The organism is Nostoc sp. (assembly GCF_036917975.1).
Classification (GTDB): domain Bacteria; phylum Cyanobacteriota; class Cyanobacteriia; order Cyanobacteriales; family Nostocaceae; genus Nostoc.
Map to the genome: position 1 here is coordinate 1 of NZ_JBALEJ010000035.1, position 21990 is coordinate 21990.

The 21990-nt window shown below is 41.6% G+C and carries 24 protein-coding genes and 2 pseudogenes; 15 read left to right on the forward strand and 11 right to left on the reverse strand.

The window, feature by feature from the left end; genetic code table 11:
* The 5 genes and pseudogenes from V7K76_RS16075 to V7K76_RS16095 form a co-directional block, all read left to right on the forward strand.
* Nucleotides 1-348: pseudogene (locus V7K76_RS16075) on the forward strand (glutathione-dependent formaldehyde dehydrogenase); the annotation flags it as partial.
* The gene (locus tag V7K76_RS16080; protein ID WP_335029867.1) at nucleotides 320-445 is read left to right on the forward strand and encodes a hypothetical protein; all 126 of its coding nucleotides are present in this window, start codon (nucleotides 320-322) and stop codon (nucleotides 443-445) included. The pseudogene V7K76_RS16075 and the gene V7K76_RS16080, both read left to right, overlap by 29 nt.
* Before the next feature lie 301 nt (nucleotides 446-746).
* Entirely contained in the window at nucleotides 747-1148 is a 402-nt protein-coding gene (locus tag V7K76_RS16085) for a hypothetical protein (protein ID WP_334777971.1), read from the forward strand.
* Nucleotides 1138-1887 carry a PIG-L deacetylase family protein gene (locus V7K76_RS16090; protein WP_335029868.1) on the forward strand — a complete coding sequence of 250 codons (750 nt, stop codon included), beginning with the start codon at nucleotides 1138-1140 and terminating at the stop codon, nucleotides 1885-1887. Before V7K76_RS16085 ends, V7K76_RS16090 begins: the two co-directional genes overlap by 11 nt.
* Complete coding sequence (locus tag V7K76_RS16095) at nucleotides 1884-2474, forward strand: class I SAM-dependent DNA methyltransferase (RefSeq protein WP_335029869.1); 591 nt, start codon at nucleotides 1884-1886, stop codon at nucleotides 2472-2474. Before V7K76_RS16090 ends, V7K76_RS16095 begins: the two co-directional genes overlap by 4 nt.
* Nucleotides 2475-2625: 151 nt before the next feature.
* Here the strand turns inward: V7K76_RS16095 and V7K76_RS16100 are convergent, their stop codons facing one another.
* Nucleotides 2626-3015, reverse strand: a complete 390-nt coding sequence (locus V7K76_RS16100; protein WP_334777973.1) for a hypothetical protein — start codon at nucleotides 3013-3015, stop codon at nucleotides 2626-2628.
* Between the two features lie 44 nt (nucleotides 3016-3059).
* Nucleotides 3060-3287: a hypothetical protein gene (locus V7K76_RS16105; RefSeq protein ID WP_334951665.1), complete on the reverse strand. Its 228-nt coding sequence runs from the start codon at nucleotides 3285-3287 to the stop codon at nucleotides 3060-3062.
* Between the two features lie 25 nt (nucleotides 3288-3312).
* Here V7K76_RS16105 and V7K76_RS16110 point away from each other — a divergent pair, with 25 nt between their 5' ends.
* Nucleotides 3313-3498 carry a hypothetical protein gene (locus tag V7K76_RS16110; protein ID WP_334777975.1) on the forward strand — a complete coding sequence of 62 codons (186 nt, stop codon included), beginning with the start codon at nucleotides 3313-3315 and terminating at the stop codon, nucleotides 3496-3498.
* 81 nt (nucleotides 3499-3579) lie between these two features.
* Here V7K76_RS16110 and V7K76_RS16115 read toward each other — a convergent pair whose 3' ends face one another.
* A complete protein-coding gene (locus V7K76_RS16115; RefSeq protein ID WP_334777976.1) occupies nucleotides 3580-3870 on the reverse strand; it encodes a hypothetical protein in 291 nt (96 codons plus the stop codon).
* A 361-nt stretch (nucleotides 3871-4231) separates the two neighbouring features.
* Entirely contained in the window at nucleotides 4232-5071 is an 840-nt protein-coding gene (locus tag V7K76_RS16120) for a prephenate/arogenate dehydrogenase (protein ID WP_334777984.1), read from the reverse strand.
* A 243-nt stretch (nucleotides 5072-5314) separates the two neighbouring features.
* Here V7K76_RS16120 and V7K76_RS16125 point away from each other — a divergent pair, with 243 nt between their 5' ends.
* The 3 genes from V7K76_RS16125 (at nucleotide 5315) to V7K76_RS16135 (ending at nucleotide 8620) form a co-directional block, all read left to right on the forward strand.
* Nucleotides 5315-6880 carry a pentapeptide repeat-containing protein gene (locus V7K76_RS16125; RefSeq protein ID WP_334777977.1) on the forward strand — a complete coding sequence of 522 codons (1566 nt, stop codon included), beginning with the start codon at nucleotides 5315-5317 and terminating at the stop codon, nucleotides 6878-6880.
* A gap of 190 nt (nucleotides 6881-7070) precedes the next feature.
* Complete coding sequence (locus tag V7K76_RS16130) at nucleotides 7071-7664, forward strand: DUF1517 domain-containing protein (protein ID WP_334777978.1); 594 nt, start codon at nucleotides 7071-7073, stop codon at nucleotides 7662-7664.
* A gap of 71 nt (nucleotides 7665-7735) precedes the next feature.
* Nucleotides 7736-8620 (forward strand): hypothetical protein, encoded by an 885-nt coding sequence (locus tag V7K76_RS16135; RefSeq protein ID WP_334777979.1) that lies wholly within the window; start codon nucleotides 7736-7738, stop codon nucleotides 8618-8620.
* Between the two features lie 767 nt (nucleotides 8621-9387).
* On the opposite strand, the gene V7K76_RS16140 is transcribed toward V7K76_RS16135, so the two are convergent.
* Nucleotides 9388-10161: a hypothetical protein gene (locus tag V7K76_RS16140; RefSeq protein WP_334777980.1), complete on the reverse strand. Its 774-nt coding sequence runs from the start codon at nucleotides 10159-10161 to the stop codon at nucleotides 9388-9390.
* Between the two features lie 113 nt (nucleotides 10162-10274).
* Between V7K76_RS16140 and V7K76_RS16145 the strand changes: the two genes are divergently transcribed.
* Nucleotides 10275-10742 carry a hypothetical protein gene (locus tag V7K76_RS16145; RefSeq protein ID WP_334777981.1) on the forward strand — a complete coding sequence of 156 codons (468 nt, stop codon included), beginning with the start codon at nucleotides 10275-10277 and terminating at the stop codon, nucleotides 10740-10742.
* Between the two features lie 40 nt (nucleotides 10743-10782).
* On the opposite strand, the gene V7K76_RS16150 is transcribed toward V7K76_RS16145, so the two are convergent.
* Nucleotides 10783-11190: a hypothetical protein gene (locus V7K76_RS16150; protein WP_334777985.1), complete on the reverse strand. Its 408-nt coding sequence runs from the start codon at nucleotides 11188-11190 to the stop codon at nucleotides 10783-10785.
* 67 nt (nucleotides 11191-11257) lie between these two features.
* Between V7K76_RS16150 and V7K76_RS16155 the strand changes: the two genes are divergently transcribed.
* Nucleotides 11258-11923: a class I SAM-dependent methyltransferase gene (locus V7K76_RS16155; RefSeq protein WP_334777982.1), complete on the forward strand. Its 666-nt coding sequence runs from the start codon at nucleotides 11258-11260 to the stop codon at nucleotides 11921-11923.
* 401 nt (nucleotides 11924-12324) lie between these two features.
* Here the strand turns inward: V7K76_RS16155 and V7K76_RS16160 are convergent, their stop codons facing one another.
* Complete coding sequence (locus V7K76_RS16160) at nucleotides 12325-13638, reverse strand: TldD/PmbA family protein (protein WP_334777986.1); 1314 nt, start codon at nucleotides 13636-13638, stop codon at nucleotides 12325-12327.
* Nucleotides 13639-13965: 327 nt separating this feature from the next.
* Nucleotides 13966-14826 carry a Tab2/Atab2 family RNA-binding protein gene (locus V7K76_RS16165; RefSeq protein ID WP_334777983.1) on the reverse strand — a complete coding sequence of 287 codons (861 nt, stop codon included), beginning with the start codon at nucleotides 14824-14826 and terminating at the stop codon, nucleotides 13966-13968.
* A gap of 307 nt (nucleotides 14827-15133) precedes the next feature.
* Here V7K76_RS16165 and V7K76_RS16170 point away from each other — a divergent pair, with 307 nt between their 5' ends.
* Entirely contained in the window at nucleotides 15134-15538 is a 405-nt protein-coding gene (locus V7K76_RS16170) for a ParA family protein (RefSeq protein ID WP_334952541.1), read from the forward strand.
* On the opposite strand, the gene V7K76_RS16175 is transcribed toward V7K76_RS16170, so the two are convergent.
* Complete coding sequence (locus tag V7K76_RS16175; protein WP_334779314.1) at nucleotides 15535-15903, reverse strand: transposase; 369 nt, start codon at nucleotides 15901-15903, stop codon at nucleotides 15535-15537. The two genes, V7K76_RS16170 and V7K76_RS16175, sit on opposite strands and share 4 nt — an antisense overlap.
* 468 nt (nucleotides 15904-16371) lie before the next feature.
* Here V7K76_RS16175 and V7K76_RS16180 point away from each other — a divergent pair.
* Nucleotides 16372-16560: pseudogene (locus V7K76_RS16180) on the forward strand (hypothetical protein); the annotation flags it as partial.
* Here the strand turns inward: V7K76_RS16180 and V7K76_RS16185 are convergent.
* A complete protein-coding gene (locus tag V7K76_RS16185; protein WP_334779313.1) occupies nucleotides 16561-18123 on the reverse strand; it encodes an AAA-like domain-containing protein in 1563 nt (520 codons plus the stop codon).
* 230 nt (nucleotides 18124-18353) lie between these two features.
* A complete protein-coding gene (locus V7K76_RS16190) occupies nucleotides 18354-19760 on the reverse strand; it encodes an AAA-like domain-containing protein (protein ID WP_334779312.1) in 1407 nt (468 codons plus the stop codon).
* A gap of 516 nt (nucleotides 19761-20276) precedes the next feature.
* On the opposite strand from V7K76_RS16190, the gene V7K76_RS16195 reads away from it, so the two are divergent.
* Together V7K76_RS16195 and V7K76_RS16200 are read left to right on the forward strand one after the other, a co-directional pair.
* A complete protein-coding gene (locus V7K76_RS16195; RefSeq protein WP_334779311.1) occupies nucleotides 20277-21236 on the forward strand; it encodes a protochlorophyllide reductase in 960 nt (319 codons plus the stop codon).
* Nucleotides 21237-21383: 147 nt separating this feature from the next.
* Entirely contained in the window at nucleotides 21384-21908 is a 525-nt protein-coding gene (locus V7K76_RS16200) for a hypothetical protein (RefSeq protein WP_334779310.1), read from the forward strand.
* Nucleotides 21909-21990: the final 82 nt, after the last annotated feature.

The following is a 21990-nucleotide window of genomic DNA, read 5'->3' on the forward strand; positions in this document are numbered from 1 at the left end:
ATGCAAGCGGTGCGACTGGAAACCGATCGCCCCAATGTATTGCGTCAAGCGATCGTTGCCTGTCGTAAAGGCGGCACAGTGTCGGTTCCCGGTGTATACACAGGCTTTGTAGACAAGATACCAATGGGTGCTTTTATGAACAAAGGCTTAACCATGAAAACAGGACAGACGCACGTACATCGATATTTAGAAAGGCTACTCGATCGCGTTCAAAACGGCGATATTGATCCCTCATTTGTAATTACCCACAGTCTACCGCTAGAGCAAGCTCCCCACGGCTACGAAATCTTCAAGCACAAGAAAGACAATTGCATCAAGATTGTCCTCAAGCCAGGTCAGGCTGCATGAAACCGGTAGCAAGGCTCTGAGGCTATCTTTGAGTTTTGATGCGATCGCTCAACATCGTTTCTGGATGCGGCAAGAAAAAGATCAAGTTCCAGCATAAAAGGCTTCCAAAGAATAAAGTACTCATCCTACTAGTGGTCTGTCCCATTAATTTTGCTTTCTCTGCGAGATCCCCGACAACTTCCGCGAAGTCGGGGATCTGAACACCACGAACCTCTGAAAGAGAATTTTACTTTCTACAGTTGTCCTACGCTAAAAAATAATTTATGCATACAATAATCTCCCTTTTGTGGAGTATATAATCAGACAAAAGATAGAGATGCTAACCGATTTAATTTAATTATTATTAACAACATATAAAGAAATATTACAGAAAGGAGTCGGCTCAGTATCTCCAAAAGTTGGAATATACAAACGATGCATATCAACAGGAACGGCTTGGCAGAATGGCGATCGCCATTGAAAGTGGTAATCTATGGCTGCGGGGGGGTGCGGATCGAGTAGCAGCCTATGCGCCAGTGTTTGGTGGCGATCCCACTGTTCTCCACCCGCAAGCAAACCAACTCGTCGCCTATGCAAACATGGTCAGGACAGCAATTGAACAAATTTGCATTGATGTGATGCATTTGTGTCAACGTTCTGTTGGAACTCGCGGCTTACTACCACCAAATCCGATAGAACGAATTATCCGAGATTTGACTCTATATCTGCGTCAACCGGCTTTTGATGCGGCCTTGGCAAATGTCGGGCAATATGTCTTGCATGAAAGTAATCCGGCTTCAATGCTTTGGAATGATGAATGAATTCGGCTTGATTGCATTACCACTAGACAATCCTAATGTTTTGCCCTGGCGTTCAGTTAACGAGATCGCTTGTAGTCCGGCACTGATTGTCGCCCCCCATCCTGATGACGAGACATTAGGTTGTGGGGGTGCGATCGCTCTGTTACGGTCTTTAAATTGTCATGTGCAAGTGTTAGTCATCAGTGATGGTACTTTTTCACACCCTCATTCCCAGAAATATCCCGCAGATAGACTCCTAGCTCTGCGGGAGGCGGAAACGCTATCAGCATTAAAATTACTGGGTGTAGAGGTTAATGATGTCACCTTCTGTAGAATGCAGGATGGATCAATTTCAACACAGTATGAAACTGCAATAGCTAGTTGTCGTGCTTACATTACAGAAATCGCCCCACAAATGATCTTTTTACCGTGGCGATATGACCCTCACGCAGATCACCGAGCGACGTGGAAGTTAATTCACACAGTGCTGGATGACTTGCCCTTATCCCCCAGATTGATTGAGTATCCGATTTGGGATTGGGACTCAGACCAACGCGGGAGTCTGCCTGTATCTCTGGAAGTGACAACCTGGCGGTTGAATATTAGCGCAGTGGTGGAGTTAAAACAGCAAGCGATCGCTGCTTATCGTTCCCAAACTACAGACTTAATTGATGACGATCCAGAAGGCTTTCGCCTAACTCCCGAAATGTTAGCAAACTTTACTCATCCTTGGGAAGTTTATATAGAGGAAAACCGATGAACCCGTTACAATCTAATTCCCTACCACCCAGCTACTTTGATAGACTCTACAGCGAAAATCCTGACCCGTGGAAATTTGAGACAAGTGTTTACGAAGCTAATAAATACGCTGCCACAATTGCAGCTTTACCCAAAGAGCGCTATCGGTCTGCCTTTGAAATCGGTGGTTCCATTGGCGTTTTAACTGAAAAACTGCAAGAACGTTGTGACTCACTGCTCTCAGTTGATGTCTCAAAACTGGCGCAGGATAGAGCAAAAGAGCGCTGTCAGCATCTCTCCAATATCAAGTTCCAGATTATGCGTGTCCCAGAGCAATATCCTGATGAAATGTTTGATTTAACCCTAGTCTCAGAAGTTGGCTATTACTGGAGTTGGGAAGACCTGAAAAAATCCCAACAGTGCATTCTGGAACACCTGGAACCTGGAGGACATCTACTTTTAGTTCATTGGACACTCTATGCCCGTGATTATCCATTGAGTGGGGATGAAGTTCATGACTCATTTTTTGAGTTGACCCCAAATAAACTGCGGCATTTAAAAGGTCAACGGGATGAAGAATATCGACTTGATTTATTCGAGCGAGTGTAAACTACCCGACGCTGACGCTATCGCGTACAGCGTGGGCTTTCAGTAGCCCTCCAGTTATCTGGCAAGATAACCAGGAACGAATGGCACTAAGAAAAACCCAAATGCTTGTGTTTGTGTAGCCTCGTTCCCAGCCTGGAGGCTGGGAATGTATTTAAAAGAGGCTCTGCCTCTTGTCAATAATTTCTAGCCCTAAAAGCTCTACATCTGCGTGAGAAACTCCTCGTCCATCAGGAATAATTTGTTCAATCAGATGTTGTTGTGAAACACCTAAAACTACAAGAGCTTTTTGTTTTTCTAATTCCAATGTAAAATCGACGATAAATATCCAATCGCTTCGATATTCTTTTTCACGATTCAGCTCGTATAATCCAATCCGCCCTAGCGATTTCCTTATACAAGTAAAGCTGGGAGTTTTCTTTTCTAAGTTATTAAATAACTCTAAGGTTTTTTCTATCCCTCTAAAGCTTATGCCACATTTAATTAAAAGTTGTATACTTATCACTACTATATCAACTGTATAGTGATGATTTTTAGCATTCAAATCTTCTATCTCTCTAGTTGTTTCTAATTTAGACGAACTTGCGTCTAATTCATCTTTTTTCCCTCTGTGAACACCTCCCCATTCTCTTGAGGTACTCCTTGTTCAGCAGCGATAGCACGGTTTTTCCAATACTCTCGTGATGCTGATAAATCTCTTACTTTTATTTCTAAAGCTCTAAGTTTTTTCTGTTTTTCTAAAGCTCTTTGTTTCCAATTATCTCGACCTGCACGAAATAAACGGGCTAATCTACTAGTTGGGCTTTTGAATTCCATTAACTTTTACCCCCTCTCTGAAGGGGTGACATCATTATTGTATGAAAAATATCACTCAAAAACCCACAAAGTCAACAGCCTAGCTGCTGCCTCCCTTACTGGCGGCAGAGCTGCTTTTGAGTTGCATTTCCCAACTCTGGCTGGAAACGAGGTTTTAAAGGAGTTTCAGCTTAAGTTGACACCAATGAGCATTGCCATGCCCCTACGATAAATCTATATATATCAGGATTTTCGTAAATTGGTATAAGTTGGAGTGTCAAAGCCTCCCACATCACACGCAACAATAGTAATACTACTCTTGAGACTCCTCAGAGACGGATTCTGATTCGGTTTCGAGTTCTTCTGTTTGGACTTTCGGGGCTGGAGGTTTAACGGGTTTTGGACCACGCGCTAGGGCAGGATTTCCCTGCTGCCTGTTTTCATCCCCTAATGATTTTTTTCCTTTATCAGCCGAGCGATTACGGCTCGGTTTTGAGTTTTTGGGGTTGGATTCAATCGGAGTTACAGAATCCGTGTTCTCGGAATTTTTGTCAGTGCTTTCTTGAGACTGACGTTCCGATTTTTTGATTGGGCGTTCTACCATTGTTGATTTTTGTAAATTTATCTGTATGGTACATCGGTTTGGTAGCTATCAAACTGTTGAGTAGCATTTTTTAAAGATTTTATGAGAAAAGAATTCAGGAGTCAGAATTCAGGAGTCAGAATTCAGAATTCAGAATTCAGGAGTCAGAATTCAGGAGTCAGAATTCAGAATCAAGACGCGACTCGAAAATACTTGCTAAGGGACTGACAAATAAAAAAATACTCAATTAACTCTTTCTTGTGTGGGCGACACGAGAGCCATATAGACTGGGCGCTCATGTTGCCCACCCCACAACATTGGATAATTTATCTCACCAAATATAAAAATGAGTGCGTTCAGCTATCGTTAACGCACCCAACAACTATTTAACAAAATCAGGTCGTGCCTGTTGCCTTGATTTAAACTTTTCTTCTAAAACTGCCCAATTTTCTTGCTCGATTAAGTTAGTCAACTCATCGAGATGATGACGATATTGTTGGAGCGATCGCAGCAATGCTTGACGATTATACCGCGCCATCATCACGCCCAACTCTGGATTTCCGCCTCCTACACGACTGGTGTCTCGAAAACCGGAACTAGCTAACTTTTGGGCTAATTGCAAAACATCGGGGTCACTTTCACTCAAACAAGCAGCAATCAACGAAGAACTGACCATTACAGGTAAATGGGAAATCCAACTCACAGCGCGATCGTGTTGCTCAGGTTGACAATAGTAGATATTTGCTCCTAGCGATCGCACAATTTCTTCCACAACCGTAATTGCACTAATTGGTGTTGTGGTTGTTGGTGTTAAGACATAAGGTTTATCGACAAATAAATGCCGTTGTGCAGCTTCGATGCCATTGTCTGTTCTTCCCGCCATTGGATGACCGCCGATAAAATTATCCCAAAGGGGAGAAATTTCTTTAACTATCTGTGCTTTCGCCGAACCGACATCAGTTATGACTGTAGCAACAGACAAATGAGCGATTAACTGTTCAAATTGGGGCACAATAAGGGCTAGAGGTGTACAAATAAATACAACTTCTGTGGCTGCTAACAGACTCAAATCAACAGATGCTTCATCAACACTGCCGAGACTAACTGCCTTTTGACAGGTGGCTTCACGGCGACTGACTCCTAAGATATGATGTCCTTGCGATCGCAAATCAAAACCCAAAGATCCACCAATCAGTCCCAATCCTAAAATTCCAATATTCATTTTTGATTCTGACATTCCGTTTTTATTGTAAATTAAAGGGTTTAAGACCCCTACATCTACATGTAGCACCCATTTCAGTCGGGGTTTAAATCCCCATCTGAAATTTCTTTAATTTTGAATTTTGTTAGCGCCGGCGGCAAGCGAGTCTGCGTTCGCGCAGCGTCTCGTAGAGAGCGTCATTTTGAATTTTGAATTGTTAAGACTTTACCAACTATTAAAGTTGGCATCCAAGGGGTAGCATCAATGACTGTAGAGGAATTACTAGAAAAATACGCAGCAGGAGTCTTAAACTTTAGTGGTGTTGACCTCCCAGAAGCTAATTTGAGTGGGGTCAAACTCAGTGGTGTGAATCTTAGTGATGCTAATTTGAGTATAGTTAACCTGAGTGGCGCGAATCTGAGTGAAGCTAACTTGAGCAATGCCAAGCTAAATGTAGCTAGACTAAGTGGCGCGAATCTATGCAGCGCTATTTTGAACAATGCCAGTCTCAACGTCGCTAATTTGATTCGAGCGGATCTCAGTCGCGCTCAACTAAGAAGAGCCTCATTAATCCGTGCCGAGTTAATTCGCGCTGATCTCAGTCGCGCTGACCTGTTGGAAGCCGATCTCACCAGTGCCGATTTGCGAGAGGCGACACTCCGCCAAGCGAATTTCCGTCACGCTAACTTGAATGAGACTGTCTTGAAAGGTGCTTCCTTGACGGGAGCTAACTTAGAGATGGCTAATTTAAATGCCAGTGACTTGAGTCGTTCCGATCTAAGCGGTGCAAATTTGCGAGAAGCCGAACTCAGACAAGCCAATCTTAGCCATACTAACTTGAGCGGGGCAGACTTGAGCGGCGCAAATCTCCGGTGGGCAGACTTGAGCGGTGCAAATCTCCGGTGGGCAGATTTGAGCGGGGCAAAATTGAGCGGGGCTGATTTAATTGGCGCAGATTTAAGCAATGCCAACTTAACGAATACGAGTTTAGTCCACGCCAACTTAACCCAGGCAAAATTAATTAGGGCGGAATGGGTCGGTGCTGATTTAACAGGAGCAACTTTAACTGGAGCCAAGCTTTATGCCACCTCCAGATTTGGTTTAAAAACTGAAGGGATGATTTGTGAATGGGTTGATCTGAGTCCAAATGGCGATCGCTCCATTATCCAAAACTTTCATTCTGAAGAGTCACGAGATTTTTTTAACGAAACACCGCCAACAATAAGGATTATAGTTGATGCAGCCTTAGAACACGAAGCCAATTTTGCGATCGCAGGCGCTTACTACCAAATTGCTCAAGAATATCGAGGGCTAAAACAACCCCCAAGCATCGAAAGTGGTCGTCGTCGAACTATTTTTACCTTTCATGTAGATAGCGACGAAGCATTATTTTCCACTGCTTACATTGTGATTCTTCCCTTTTTAGATGCCGCATCTACTCAAAAAAATATTTCCAGCATGGTAGAAATGATTAATAGTCAAGTTGTTGAGAACCAAGATTTAAAATCACCCGATATGGTGAAACAATTAAATATTCTTTTAGAACAAGCTAAAAGTCAGGCTAAAACAATTAAACAGGTGAAAAAAAATATTGAAGTAGCCGCAAAGTTAAATTTTTGTAAAGCCCCAACCCAAATAATTTTAACAAATTCCAGCGCCCACATTTTAATTGTCCATGACCATCCCAACTTTGGGAAAAGATTTATTAATCGTTCTGCTCTCAAGGCTTCAGCTTATGATGATATATCTAGTGAACCAACAAAATATATATTGCCTTCTTTAGATATGGTTATAGATTTTATCAAAGGATTTCACTATATTAGTCATTAGTTATCGGGTATTGGGCTAATGACCAATGACTAATAGACTTCCAAATAAAAAAATATTCAATTAACTCTTGTGGGGTGGGCATCTTGCCCGCCCTATAGACTGGGCGGGCAAGATGCCCACCCCACAATATTGAATAATTTATTTCTTGGAGTTCCCTAATGACTAATGAAAAAAAACATGGAGGAAGAAAATGAGCAATATTTTTAATAAAATGATCGGTCGAACCCGCTATGTAGTTTTTCGCCTATTTCTGCACTTAGGGGGAGGCGAAGTAGCGCCAATTTTGGGAGTATTAAATAGTGCTGGGCGAGATGCGATCGATGCCGATGGTGACTTAGAAGTTTTGGGAGAAGGATTAGCAGAAATTAGCCAAACCCTGCTGCAATATGATGAATATTGGCTTTCTGCTGCTAACGAAGGTGATGTATTTTGGAGTGAAGGCGAGGCGGGAGATTACGTGAATGAATTATTTACTGACTCTGCCCAAAGATATCTCAGTGAACCAGATTACAATTCTGACTCTGGATTGAATGAACCTTTATCAATACCTGTAACCCGTAATGTCATTGTGATGCTTACAGTAGCTTATGAAGGGGAAGTACCAGAGTTAGAAACAGACCTTTCTAACATTCAGGCACTCAAGGAAGCTTTGAAAGCCTTAATCAACCTACACTATAAACATAAGCTCCAGGCAATCCAGGTACATTTCTCGCCAGCACAGTTAGGCGATGAACTTACTAGCGATCAACTGTTGCAATATTACCCCGAATTGATTCCTTTGTAATTCTGTTGGGTAGTCCGTACTTACTACTCACATCGAGAAATTGTTAAGCTCAGAGGTAGGACAATAATCCAATGATCATGACCATAGTACGTAAATTTACAGCCATTTTTTTAGCTCTGAGTTTGTGTATCACAACTGTCGCCTGTGGTGGCGAAAATCAAAGCAACTCTTCAGCTAAGAACGTTAACCAAACCTCTAATACCACTAAGCTGAGTGACGGACAGTATCAAATACAACAAGCTACTTATGATGACGCAAGCGGTGAGTACAGCTTGTTTTTACTTAACAATAAGCCACCGACATTTTCAACCGAAAATTTGCAAATGGCACGGTTAACTGACGATGAAATCAAGCAGGGTAAGAAAACCTATCTCAAGGTGGAAAAAGGACAGCCAATTTTATATCTAACAGAAGACTTTAAAATTGAGTACGTCCACAACGTTACCGAAAATAAAACCAATCCCCAAACAGGACAACAAGAGGCGGTTGTAGTCCGTCGAGAAAATAGCTTCTGGGCACCCTTTGCTGGGTCTGTAGCTGGTAGCTTGGCGGGTCAGGCACTTGGTAGTCTGTTGTTTAGACCTCAGTATTATGTACCTCCTGCCTATCAACCAGGACAAGGATTAAGTGGCTTCGGTGGATATGGCGGAAGCTATGGCCAAGCAGTTCAAAGTTATCAAACTCGCTACAACACGCCACCCGCAGCCGTGACAAACCGTACTGCATTCCGCAATACAGGGACAATCAGAAGGTCATATCCTGGAAATTCAAATGTACGCAATACACCACGTAGCACTACAGGTAATAACCGTCCTTCTGGTTCTGGTTTTGGCGGTAGTAACTTAAGACCCTCTGGTAACTCCAGCACTACTAGACGTAATTCTGGTAGTGGTTTTGGTAGTGGGCGTAGTACAGCACCCCGTCGTTCAACTGGTTTTGGCAGCAGACGCCGTTAGAAATTCCAAGCGACTAGAAGTCGCGGCTACACAAGCAAAGTCCACCTCCGTGGACTAATGCAAAATCAAGGATTTTTTAACCTGCTTAGGGAACTCCAAGAAATAAATTATCCAATATTAGTTAATTGAATATTTTTTTATTTGGAAGTCCCTTAGATGGGTTTTACCTGTGTAGCTGTGATTTCTAATCGTCAAAATATATGAAAATAAATGTTTAAAATATCTTCTTGGGTCGATGCAGTTGGTGACGAGTAATTATGAATTATTCGGTTAAATAATATGAAATACTAAATACAAATATTGCTAAGATAATAGGAATTATTTTACTAAATTCTATTCGCTTTTTTTGAGCCATTTCTAAACAAGATATAGGAATCATCAGAGGCCAGAAGATAGTTGTTACCAGAAACATCACAAAGGATAAAAATTTATCTTCGGAAGTGGAAGTAGGATGACGTAGGGAAAATATTAACCAATTGCTTAAAAAATAACATGACATTAACAAATAACTAATAGTTAAAGTCAGTTGTATCTGATTCACCGTAAGTACTCCTGAAGTTATGTGAGCTTCACCAAACATCAACCGTACAAAGTTATAACATATTTAATTTTCTCCATTGTCAAATTCATTTTGACGGTTAGAGAGACGCGATAAATCGCCGTCTATACAGGTAATTTATGATACAGCAATCCTAAGTAATTTGTGACGAACAATATCCCCGACTGATTGAAGAAGTCGGGGATAGACAATAATTTCATTGTAATAATTAAGCAGTCTTAAAAAATCGAATGATTTCGCGGACATGATCGAGAAATTGCCCATCAGTGGAAAGTTGCGCGATCGCATTTCTGGCTTCTCTTGCCAAACGTTCATGTTCGGTTTGATTTGTCGCCCGCAATTCCTCCAAGTTAGCCGCAATTCGGGCTAAGTCTCTGCGAGTCTCTTCAGCAAAGCGTTGTTGAGTTGCAGAGAAGGAATAGGGTTGTTCTGGGTTGAGTTGATCTTCCAACGACTGAATTTTTTGTTCCAATGTAGAGAAGCGATCGCGCAGTTCAAAAATATCTTCGCGGGGATACTTCCATTCTTGGCGAATCATCGCTAACCGCGCATATAAATATTCATAAGCGCGAATCGCGGGACGCAGAATTGTTAATAACAAAGCTGCACCAGAACTTATATATCCCACCGTACTAATACCTGTAGCAGCCAGAGTATAAAGACCAACGGCTGAGAATAAGTGTAAAGCAATGGCAACCCAGAGCGATCGCTTGGCCAAAAGTGTGACATACTTCACCTGTTTCTCATCGACTGCAATTCCTTTTTCAGTTGATTGTGCTGCTTCTGCTAAGACTTCTTTGGCTTGAAAATGCACATTCCACGGTACGGTAACAATTACCAACAGCCACCAAAAACTTGCACCACCAATCACCCAGTCAAGAAAGTTACCCGCAGGGATGTGTAACCATTGCAGTAGTCCAAAAGCCGCCAGTACCACAACCACAATTCCAGCTATAGAACTGATGAAAAAGTTAATATACATTTTGCCCCGTCCTCAGTGAAACTATCACCTTAATTATGGCTAGGGGTTCTCAGTTATACAGATATATTTGTGATGGTTTTTCTAGTTGCACATAATAAAAGAAGGGAGAAATAATGGAATACTTCTTTTTAGAGTTTCAAGTAGATGATTCCAAAAGATTCAATGCTCTTTGTCAAGTTTTCAACGAAATTAAAAAAGATAAAGACAACAATTCTTGGCGTAATGAAGAAGATTGGCTAATTTTTTTTGATCGCAAAGCGCTATCACATTTTTGGTGGCCTAGTGAAAAGGAAAGGACTGAATATTTCCGTCGCTGGCTTGCAACACCTGTGAAACAGAGGCGGACAGATCATAGCCTCAAAACTCCTTGGGACTTTTATTCTATGTTTGATGCTTTTAAAAATGGTGAATATCAATTAATTGCTTGTAGAATGGTTTCTGCCGACAGAGCTAGACTGGAGTTTGAACCCTTTAGCTATCCTTATGGCGGAACTGGGGCAATACAAGCATTAGTTGAATCTTTCGATTTTATAATTCTTGCAAAAGATGATGGTACCGCATACACGAAATTTAACCTGTAGTTTGGCAAAAGAGTGAGGCAATTCAAACCTTTCCCTGTCACTATTGAATGAGATAGCTACGCCAAGTTGATTGAGTATTTTTACTACCTTTTTCTGGAAGCAGCAATCGCCAGGTTTTACCTTCTTGCTGAATTTGCAGGTAAACATCAAAGGGTTTTTGTGGTTGCGTCAAGCGCCGTTTTGGTAACTTAACAATCAAGTCGTAGGTTCCCCGAACGTGGAAAGCTGGTAAATTTTCAATGGTTAAGGGTTGTTCCTGGGTAATTGATAGCCGCTTGATTTCAAATCCTTGAAAATCTAAATCCAACTGTTGGCTAAGTTTTTGTTGAGTTTGTTCTAGCCCAAGTGCGATCGCTTTTTGCACTAACTCGCTAGTCGGTAGCAGTCCAATACTGCCACAAGCTGTTACTAACACTAGCAATATTGCTGTCAAAACTAACCGCACCATGTTATTCCTGAGATTCCACTTATCAGCGATAGTATAACTGTAGATTCTCTTAATTTTCTCATCTACCATGCCAAAACAGTCTATAGGTCTTGATAACCAACTCTACAATTATCTTTTATCCGTTTCGCTGCGGGAACCAGAGATTCTTAGGAAGTTGCGCCAAGAAACTGCCAGTCATCCCCGGAGTGGAATGCAGATTTCACCAGAACAAGGGCAGTTTATGAGACTTCTGGTACAGTTAATTGGAGCCAAAAAAACCCTAGAAGTGGGAGTGTTTACAGGTTATAGCTCACTTTCTGTCGCTTTGACACTACCAGCTGATGGGAAAATCATTGCTGCGGATGTGAGTGAAGAATTTACTGCGATCGCCCGCCGATATTGGCAAGAAGCTGGGGTTGCCGATAAAATCGATTTGCGATTAGCACCAGGTTTGGAAACTTTAGATCAGTTATTGGCAACTGGGCAAGCCGAGACATTTGATTTTGCTTTTATTGATGCCGATAAAGAAAATTATGATGGATATTATGAGCGATCGCTGCAATTAGTCCGTCCAGGTGGATTGATTGCCATTGACAATGTTTTATGGTCAGGAAAAGTTGCTGACGAACAAATTCAAGATGAAAGCACCCAAGCACTCCGGGCGCTCAACAAAAAGTTACATCATGACGAACGGATAACACTCTCCCTTGTCCCCATCGCCGATGGACTTACTTTAGCCATCAAGCGACCTTAGAGTGCTGAGTTTCCAGTGCTGAGTGCTGAGTTGTAGAGACGGCGATTTATCGCGTCTCTCTAACCGTCAAATTCATTTTTTTGGGCTGCTAGATCCCCGACAACTTCTGCGAAGTCGGGGATCTGAACACCACTAATCTCTCAAAGGTCACGTCGCTTCTCTACGAGACGCTACACGAACGCTCCGAATTCAAAATTCAAAATGACGCTCTCTACGAGACGCTGCGCGAACGCAGACTCGCTAACGCTGCGCTAACAAAATTCAAAATTAATGATCCCCATAAATAAATTTAGGGGCTTGTATCCTTTTCGTTTTCGGTCAACAAAAAAGTCCGCGTACTCCCACCAATAACTAAGAGTGTCTTGATTCTGAATTCTGAATTCTGAATTCTGTATTCTTCTTCAATTGCTTCTCCCCGTGGTGGATAGCCCTTCTACAATCAGAGATGGAGTATAACAAGAACCATTCCAATCACCATCGTTGCCCAATGTCACCAATTGCTTCAGGGCTGTGTAGACATTACCTGCAACCATCGTATCTTTCACGCGCCCAATTACGTGACCATTTTGGACGCGGTAGCCTAAATCAACGTTGATCGAAAAATCTCCAGAAATACTGCCACCACCACCCAGCATTTGATCCACAATTAAGCCATCATCTAATTGTTTAATCAAATCTGGTAGTGATGCCGAACCTGGCTGAATCAAAAAATTAAATAAACCAGGGGTAGGATAGCTGCCTAAACCGGGGCGAAAACCATTGCCGGTGGTGTCAGTACCGAGTTGGCGTCCGGTGGTGCGATCGCCATAGAAATGCTGTAAAATTCCGTTTTGGATAAATACTAAAGATTGAGTCGGAGTACCTTCATCATCGAAAGGACAACTGTAAGGGCCAGCTTCCGGGTCTTGGTAGAGGGTGAGGCTAGGTGCAACTACTGCCTTACCCCGGTGTTCTGCCCAAGGGGAAGCTACTTCTAAGACTCGCTTGCCATTTAACGCTGCTTGCACAGTACCCCAAAGCATATCAGCAGCTTTAGAAGTGAACAAAACCGGGATGCGACCAGTCGGAGGTGAGATATTTTCTCTAGCCCAAATTAACCTCTGTAAAATTTGGTTAGCTAATCTCTCCGGGTCGAGTCCACCCCGTTGAGTTTGTCCATCGGCAACATTCAAAAAATCATCGCCACGTACCCATTCGGCGGATACATAGCAACTGAGGGTAGTGTCAGTATAGTGACAATCTAAACCTTTGGTATTGACTAATCTCGTGGTTTCAATATCACATTCCCAGTCACCATTGCAGACAATATCGGGATAGGAATCACGGATGAGTGCGATCGCTTCTTTGCCCCAATCTACCAAAACCTCTATGGGCACACTTTCCCCCAAATCTGGGTAGGAGGGCTGAAAGTTAGAGCCTAATTCTACTGGTTCCGGTTGATTAAGTTGACTTAGTGCTAGAGCTTTTTCCACCATAACTTCGGCCGTGACAAAACCGTAAGCTACCGTGAGTCCCGGACGCCCGTTTCGCCAAAGCCGTAGTGCTGTACCTTCAGATTGGTTGGTTTCTAGCTGTTTGAGTCGGTTTGCCTCAAAAAACACTGGACGAGAAAGCGATCGCGACTGATACACCTCAGCTGCTTCTGCTCCAGATTTTATAGCTAGTTCCAGCAGCTGTTCTGCTAGTGTATCTTGTGACAAATTTTCAGAACCCATGACCCTTAGTGAATTGTGGATTTTGAACCGCATATCAACGCTGTCCAAGAAAGTCCGAATCGCCAAAAGCCGACGATTAGACTTTCCACTGATAAACGCAGATAACCATCCAAAAATCATCAGCATGTTTCAGCAGTTGCGTTGAAACCACAGATCAACACTGATGGACGCAGTTAATTATCCCAAATCATTGTCATGTCTCAACGTTTCTAGTCATTAGTCATTGGGCATTGGGGGTTGGGCATGGGGCATGGGGCATTGGTCATTGGTCATTAATTCATTGGGCATGGTTATTCTCTTTGTCTCCCCAGCCCCCAATCCCCATATTCAAAGATTAACCTCTTGCAACAGCCAAAAACCAGCAAAAGATTGGGCTTTGGGATCAGACTGTACACCGATAAAATGCACACCGTTAGCTTTTTGCTTGGCTTCTTCAAAACCTTTGGCTTCTGCTAAGATTTGAGGCTTTTTGATATTTGCTACAATCCAGCTTTCAGTGACACCGGTTTCTAAAAGTAATCTCGCCTCTTCGCTGTTATCAAATCTTAAGAAAGCCAATTCCAAACCAGACATCCAACCTGCCAAGGGCAAGGCTCTTGGTGAGAAAATTAAAATACCAGGAATACGGGCTTCGGGTGACACTTGCACCAAATCTAAAGGAAAAGCTTCACCAAAGCCAATTTCCCACTCTGGCATTTCTGCCAAATCCGCAGCATCTAAGGTGACAAATACCCACTGCTGCCCTTCCAAAGCATCTGGTAAACGTTGCGGTAAAGGTTTTTCTAAGCGGACTGAGGGATTAGTCCCCCCTTGATATCCTGGTTCTTGGGGATAGACTTCCTTCAGCCGGTGTTCTAACCATTGGTTGAGAACTAAAGTCCGGCGGCTAGGCTGGGCGGGAATGCCCAAATCTTGGCAGGCTTTAGTAATCATATTGTTCATTTGGCGCCGGAAAAAGCGGATTTTAATTGGTGCTTTTCCAGCTTGATTAATAGCCTCCTGCAACGCTGTCCGCAACCAGCCCGAATTTACCTGGGTACTGGGACAATATTGAGCATAACGAAACAAAGAATCTGCTTTTGCGCCGATATCCAAGGGGCTTTCGCAGACTAAGACTTCCCAAACTTTTTTTTGGTTAGCGTCCAAAATCGGACGAGAGTAAAAATCGATTTCCCAAATACTGCCCATGTTTTGCGGTAAAAATCTGGCTGTTATGTTTTCCTGATATGTTGATCATACGAGTCTTGGGGCAGCATTTGGCATTGGGAATTGGGAATAGGGATTGGGGATTGGGCGATGAACGTTTGAATTCCGCCTTGCTGTACTAGTAGTAATTGACACTTCAGATAGCTGTTGAGCAAATATTTGCAGCGCAAATTCAAAAGCTATGCTTCCGTTTAGATAAGTTGATTTCTAAGTTAACTAAAGCTAAACCTCGTCTAACTTGAGAACTGTAGTTTTTTACCAAAATTTTGCGATTGCTTCCTACGTTGCAATGACACAACAAAATAATTCAAAACTCCAGGTTTCAACATGGACGAGGTTTAATACTCTAGTCAAAGCATTATCCAAAGATTTTAAGGGGGATTGGAAATTAATTTCGGTTTGGGAAGAATCAAAAATTCAAGTCTGCCAAGGACATCCATTAATGGCTGAAATGGCAAACGAATTAGTAATTAGGAAACGAGGAGAGTACACACTTAGCGATCGCTTAAAAAACTACCCATTACCTCATAACTTAGTAATCTTGGATTGTCCGGCCACATTGGGAATGCTGAATGTTAATGCTTTAGCCGCTTCAACTCACATATTAGTTCCAGTGCAATTAGAAATGAAAGCGATTTCTGGTTCAGCAGAATTGGTTAGAAAAATTAGGATCAAGTATTTAATACCAATTTAATATGAAGCTGCATAGAAAAGAGCTTCTAAAATAAAGTTATAAGAAGAGACAGATATTACCTGCTCAAGTGTAAGTTGGTCAAATATTTCTTGGATGCGATGCCTACGGCGGGCTACGCCTACGCGTAAAGTCTGTAAAGAAGAGAAAAGTTGATTTTTGAGTGGTTTCTTGAGGAGCTGCCAAAGCCTTTCAATGGGATTGAGTCCAGGGGCTGAAGGTGGTTGAAACAGAGGAATAATAAATTCTTGCCAACGAATCGCTGAACTTGTATGAGCAGGTGCTTGGTCAACCTGTAAAATAGCGTAATCTCCACCTAATTGTTGAGATAGCCAGTCCAAAAACTGTTGAAAACACTCGCCATTCAATTTCGGATACTCGTAATGTTATGGTCTCCAGTCAATGGTTCAATTGCACCATAAATCCAAAAGTTTTCCCGTGGCCATTTCACCTCAACCGTGGGCTTGACTCCTGAAGCTGTAATCACTTTTCCTGTAAGAGTTTTCAGTCCAACCCTAGTTTCATCCTGGCACAGGTAGCGAACACACTTGCCGGGTGCTAGATGTTTTTCTAGACAATTAAGAATGATTCCGAGTTTTTTTTAAATTCAGATACCAATTTCTCGTCTTGGTTATGGCTTTGAGGGCGAGGCACTTTTAGTTTTGCCCAAGCATCGATATCGAACCCAGGCATAAACCGTTGCATACTCTATATCTTGTCCATATTCTTCTTTTAACCACTCAACTATTGCACTGAAATAGTTTATAATCCTTACAGGATAAAGGTTTCAGTTATTTAGATGCAGTTGCGACATATCTGCGAATTGCGACATTTAATTAGCGAATGTACAACAGCCAACTATCTGGGTTTACTCCTTAGTTGAAGGAGAATACCAAATTAGGCAGTTTCGAGGTGGCGATTGCATTGTCTCGTCTACTTTCCCAGAGTTAAATTTAACCGCCGAACAGATTTTTCAAGCTGGTGGATACACTACTCCCATCGCAACTGCAATCGATCCGCAGTAATCAGCATCCATCTAACCGAGAATTTGCAGTTATTACTTTGCCCTCATGCTCCATCTGCGTGCATTTTAACTGTGATTCTAAAGCATCAATCTTTCGTAAAAGTGACACTCCCCACAATATAGAAATCACCAACTTAATTGTCATACCCGCCAGCAAAAGTGTCACGATTGTAGCAGCTCTCTTTTGTTGAGCCAGTCTTTTTTGTTGTTCTGCAAGTCGTGCTTCGACTTCTTGGGCACGTTCTGCTTCTAATGCCTGCTGCACTTCTCGCCGATCTAATTCTTCGCTAGCAGCTAGAAATCGATAATCTAAATTGCTCAAGCTTTTACCATTTGCCCAAGTTTGGCCATCAATCAAGGCTTGTCCGCGCAATAGGCGAGATTTATCCTTTTCCTTTGAGGCTACCCAGGCATTGAAGGCTTCATAGTAGGGACGCAAATAAGCTAATTTTTTTCCAACCCATTCTAAATTGAAAACTTCTTGATAAATGCGGTTTTTGATTTGGAGAAAACCTTGCTTTTTAACCACCAAACCAGAGAGCAATAATTCTACCTGTTCTCGACTATCGTCGGCTGCTACTTTTGCTCCTTGGAGAATTTGCTGATAAATTCCTAGCAATCTGGCGGCAATTTGTTCGTTTCTAAGGATGCGATCGCGAATTGTCCGCAAATGCTCCGGTTCATCTTGTGATTCCCATTTCTCGATCATGTACGATCGCACCACATTTTCGATCCAAAATTCTTCTGTGCCAGGGGGGATTTTCAGCTTTCTACCTATATCATCTTGAGATAAATTTACCAGTAGCCGACATAGCTTTTGGGTAAGAAACGGTTGCCCTTCTGTCCACGCTAATACTTCTTTCAAAACTTTCTGGGGATGATTGTCTTTAATATCCAGCCCCAAAGATAGTGGTTGAGCTTCTTCAAAGGTGAAACCATTTACTTGGATAGTTTTACCAAGATTAAATGGAGTAGTATGATTTCTATTTAGAATTAAGTCTGAAGGTGTCGCAACCCCGAAAATGGCAAATGTAATCCGATGATACTCTGGATCAATTGCTCTTTGATTATAACAGAACCGAATCAAGTTAAAAAAGTCATCGACAGAAAAATCAAGGTTGAGAATACTATCAATTTCATCAATAAAAATAAATAATCTTTCATTAGGAAACTGAGCTAAGAGATTTTCTGCAATAAACCGACTAAGTTTCTGAACCAAAGAAATATCATTTTGTTCTTGCCACCAGGTTTTTAAATTGACTTTTCCTAATAGTTTAAAACTTAACCAAATATCACCAACAACTCCCTTATACCACTGTTCTGGAGTTATATTTTCACAACCAATATTAGTCATGTCAACGATGGCACATCTAAAGCCCTCTTGTTGCAAGCGGTGCTTTGTTTTTACCATGAGTGAAGATTTACCCATTTGCCTACAGCTGAGAATGTAGCAAAATTCACCCTGTTTCAATGCTTCATAAAGCTCTATATCTGCTCTCCGCTCGACATAGCTAGGAGCATCACTGGTAAGCGTACCACCAACTTGATACCGATAATTATTCATTTAATTGATTTTAAATTCGTTTTATATCTAAATCAAGGAATTTGTATTGGGACATCTGAGAAAATTTATATAATTATTGATAGTAATCAAGTCCTTATTAAAAGCCTCAAAACTAGCTTAAAAACTTCCTAGTGGTCTGTCCCATTAAATATAATGGGTGAACTCATTCTTAACTTTTCTTCCTTTGCGCTCTTTGCGTCCTTTGCGGTTCGTTCTCTTAACCCTCAAAATTAATGGGATAGACCACTATAAGCATTAGCAGCATTTTGCTTTCTCAACTGTTGGGTAAAATAAAGACGGTATAACTCACACATGGCGCTAGCTTGATTGCCGTTTAATTGAACCAAACCCATACTTTCTAGTTTATAAGCTGCGATCGCGTCTAACTCCACTTTTTCATCTGTTGCAATTACTTGTTGCATCGCTGACATTAATTCTGGTTCTTTTTGCAGTAGTGTCAACAGTTCTCGTAAATGCTGACCGTAAATTCCTACTTGTGTAGATGCATTTTCTAATAACACCTCCAGCGTCATTTCTCCCTGACAGAGATGATAAAATGCAAGACTCACCAGATAGGGATGTCCTCCTACCATTGCTTGTAGGGATGCAAGACTTTTTGCCCCTTCCGAGTCTCCTGCATAATCTAGTCCGTAACGTAATGCTAAATTCTGTACCTGCTTGAGGGTAAATGGTGGCAGTGTAATTGTTAGCCCTACATTGAAAGGCGACTGGTTGAGCTTCAGCGGAATATAAATTTCTGTAGTGTGAACCACTACCATCCGCAGTTTTTGCCAAGTATCATCTTGCTTTGCTTGTTCATGCCAAAATCGCAGCATTGGCAGAAAGTCTTGGGCAATATTGGGATGTTCAAAAACCCGATGGACTTCATTTAAAGCCAAAACTACAGGATTATCGTGAATGTATTGCAACAGATATGCTTCAAAATAGATTTTGCAGCTTACCTTGCTACCCATTTCTATATCCCAAAAATCATCAAGAGAGGGAAGAAGATTTAATTGCCTGCTGACATTTACACAAAACCAACGCAAAAATTTATCTAGGGAAGCAAAAACGTCTTGGTCAGCTTCTTGAAAGTCTAAATAGACAATTTGATAATCTCGCTCTCTAGCGTAAGCAATCATCCGATTCAGTAGAGAACTTTTTCCCATCTTTCTAGGTGCTTTGATGCGGATTAAGCAACCAGGATGTAAAATCTCATTACAGACAAGTTCTTCCAGGGAAGGGCGATTAATGTAAAGAGGAGAACCCAGGGCAACAGGGCCGCTAGGAAATTCTATCTTGCTTGCTGAAAAAAAGTCTGGAGAAACCATTTCTAAGCTAGATTCTTCTCCGAACTTTGGTTGGATCTGATTTTCTTGATTACCGATATCGTCTTGCAGGTGATTATTCAAGGCTAAATGCAGATTTTTTTTCGTTACTCTTTTTCCAAGTGCGATGGAAAGGTCTTGCCATAACTCAGAGCCAACTTCCTTGATGTAATTGTTGCCGTAGCCTGATGCCTCTGCCATTTCACCGTAAGTTTTGCCCAACCATGATTGATATAGCACAAACCACTGAATTGAACCGAGAGGCTTGTCTTGCAGAATTTTGTTTACAGATTGTAGAAGCTTATCCACAGCGTATAAATTGTTAAACAGCTAGGAAATTTACTTATACTTTTTAGAGGATGTTTGAAAAGTATTAGGCAATAGAATTCGCTACTACACAAAACTTAGTCCACCTTTGTGGACTAAGAGAAAATCAAGAGTTTTTAAGCCACGGAGGTGGGTTTGGTTTGTGTAGCCGCGACTTCCAGTCGCCCGATGAATAATAAATTAAACTTTTCAAACAACCTCTTAGACTATTTAATAATATACATCTAAATACATCTGAAAAAATACTTAAACACGTAAAAATCCCAGATTGCATTGATACAGTTTTCAACTCTATCAGTACATCAAAATGATTATTATGATTATTATATTTATATATTTTTGAATATTCTTTGTATAATTATATATTTTTATCTTAAAGATTAGTCTTTGCTACTTGGAGTAAGAGGTTAGTTCAGCCGAATACAACTTTGAAAAGCTGGTGATAACGATGGTTCACTGGTATGAGATCCTAGAAAGAGTCAATGGAGTGCGAATAAAATGGAACAACATCAGAAGCCAACGGTTGTAATTACGGGTGCCTCTTCGGGGGTAGGTTTATATGCTGCAAAAGCTCTTGCTGACAAGGGATGGTATGTGGTACTCGCATGTCGGGATTTAGCGAAGGCACAAAAAGCAGCCCAAGCTGTGGATATCCCCTACAACAGTTATACCAGCATACATATTGACCTTGGCTCCTTGGAAAGTGTTCGACAGTTTGTGAAGAACTTCCGAGCAACTGGAAAGTCTCTAGACGCTTTGGTGTGCAACGCCGCAATTTATATGCCCTTAATCAAGGAGCCGTTACGCAGTCCAGAAGGTTACGAGTTAACTGTCACCACCAATCATCTGGGTCATTTCCTATTGTGCAACCTGATGCTAGAGGATTTGAAGAAGTCATCTTTAGAGCCAAGGCTCGTAATTTTAGGAACCGTCACCCATAATCCAGACGAACTGGGTGGGAAAATTCCGCCACGTCCTGACTTGGGCGATTTGCAGGGCTTTGCAGAAGGGTTTAAAGAGCCGATCGCAATGATTGATGGCAAGAAATTTGAGCCAGTCAAAGCTTACAAAGATAGCAAGGTTTGTAACGTACTGACTATGCGCGAACTGCACGATCGCTATCACGAGTCAACTGGTATCGTCTTCAATTCTCTCTATCCGGGATGTGTTGCCGAAACACCACTATTTAGAAACCACTATCCCCTGTTTCAGAAAATCTTCCCATTATTCCAGAAGTATATCACTGGGGGATATGTATCTCAGGAGTTGGCGGGGGAAAGGGTTGCAGCCGTGGTTGCCGATCCTGAGTATAGTCAATCCGGTGTCTATTGGAGTTGGGGAAATCGCCAGAAGAAAGATGGCAAGTCTTTTGTGCAAAAAGTCTCTCCTCAAGCCCGTGATGACGACAAAGGCGATCGCGTATGGGAACTCAGCGCCAAGTTAGTTGGACTTGCTTGAAGCAAGAAGATTTGATATTGAGGTGATTATTAAGTCACCTCTGAATTTATTGATAGCTTTACTTGTGATAAAAAACCAACTTCTACTTTTTCATAATTCCATACAGCAAAAACTTAATTTATCGGTAAGCAAAAGCGGAAAAAATGCATGGCAAATTCTGATTTAGAAATCATCAATAGCATGGAAGAATACATGCAGAACTTTCTAGAAAAGCCGCATCATGTTTTTGGCAATATGCCCGTTTGCCCCTTTGTCGAAAAAGCACGTCTCCAAAATAATATCATTTACCAAGTTTATCGATTTTCAACTCATTATAACCTTCATTCAAATTCGGATCTCCTCAAGCTAATCGATGATTTCCGAGCCTCATTAAGCTACGAAGTTATGTTGATCATTCACCCAGATAAACAATCAATGACACTGGATGAAAGTAAGCAATTTGCAGAACGTTTAAATCAAATTATTTCTCCTACAGGTTTGATTGCTTTTGCTGGAAATGCCAATGATAGCTTTAACATTCAGGGAGTTTATACAAGACAAGCGCCTTACATACACCTGACTATCCAAACTGAGAAAAGTATTAAAATAGCTTCAGAACTATTGCTTAAAACTCGTTATTATCAAAATTGGTCAGCAGAAAATCTCAAATATGTTGGTTTTCCTAGAAACTAGGTAATATTCATTATTCCAGAGTCAGTAGGGTGTGTTAAACTCTATTAAATCACTGATGTCAATTGTAAAGATATGCGAGAGA

Coding starts and splice junctions, on each gene's coding strand:
- V7K76_RS16120 (WP_334777984.1), bottom strand. CDS start 5,071: ATGAATATTGGAATTTTAGGATTGGGACTGATTGGTGGATCTTTGGGT.
- V7K76_RS16145 (WP_334777981.1), top strand. CDS start 10,275: ATGGAATACTTCTTTTTAGAGTTTCAAGTAGATGATTCCAAAAGATTC.
- V7K76_RS16140 (WP_334777980.1), bottom strand. CDS start 10,161: ATGTATATTAACTTTTTCATCAGTTCTATAGCTGGAATTGTGGTTGTG.
- V7K76_RS16160 (WP_334777986.1), bottom strand. CDS start 13,638: ATGGGTTCTGAAAATTTGTCACAAGATACACTAGCAGAACAGCTGCTG.
- V7K76_RS16090 (WP_335029868.1), top strand. CDS start 1,138: ATGATGAATGAATTCGGCTTGATTGCATTACCACTAGACAATCCTAAT.
- V7K76_RS16105 (WP_334951665.1), bottom strand. CDS start 3,287: ATGGAATTCAAAAGCCCAACTAGTAGATTAGCCCGTTTATTTCGTGCA.
- V7K76_RS16200 (WP_334779310.1), top strand. CDS start 21,384: ATGGCAAATTCTGATTTAGAAATCATCAATAGCATGGAAGAATACATG.
- V7K76_RS16185 (WP_334779313.1), bottom strand. CDS start 18,123: ATGAATAATTATCGGTATCAAGTTGGTGGTACGCTTACCAGTGATGCT.
- V7K76_RS16155 (WP_334777982.1), top strand. CDS start 11,258: ATGCCAAAACAGTCTATAGGTCTTGATAACCAACTCTACAATTATCTT.
- V7K76_RS16115 (WP_334777976.1), bottom strand. CDS start 3,870: ATGGTAGAACGCCCAATCAAAAAATCGGAACGTCAGTCTCAAGAAAGC.
- V7K76_RS16130 (WP_334777978.1), top strand. CDS start 7,071: ATGAGCAATATTTTTAATAAAATGATCGGTCGAACCCGCTATGTAGTT.
- V7K76_RS16170 (WP_334952541.1), top strand. CDS start 15,134: ATGACACAACAAAATAATTCAAAACTCCAGGTTTCAACATGGACGAGG.
- V7K76_RS16095 (WP_335029869.1), top strand. CDS start 1,884: ATGAACCCGTTACAATCTAATTCCCTACCACCCAGCTACTTTGATAGA.
- V7K76_RS16165 (WP_334777983.1), bottom strand. CDS start 14,826: ATGGGCAGTATTTGGGAAATCGATTTTTACTCTCGTCCGATTTTGGAC.
- V7K76_RS16135 (WP_334777979.1), top strand. CDS start 7,736: ATGATCATGACCATAGTACGTAAATTTACAGCCATTTTTTTAGCTCTG.
- V7K76_RS16125 (WP_334777977.1), top strand. CDS start 5,315: ATGACTGTAGAGGAATTACTAGAAAAATACGCAGCAGGAGTCTTAAAC.
- V7K76_RS16150 (WP_334777985.1), bottom strand. CDS start 11,190: ATGGTGCGGTTAGTTTTGACAGCAATATTGCTAGTGTTAGTAACAGCT.
- V7K76_RS16195 (WP_334779311.1), top strand. CDS start 20,277: ATGGAACAACATCAGAAGCCAACGGTTGTAATTACGGGTGCCTCTTCG.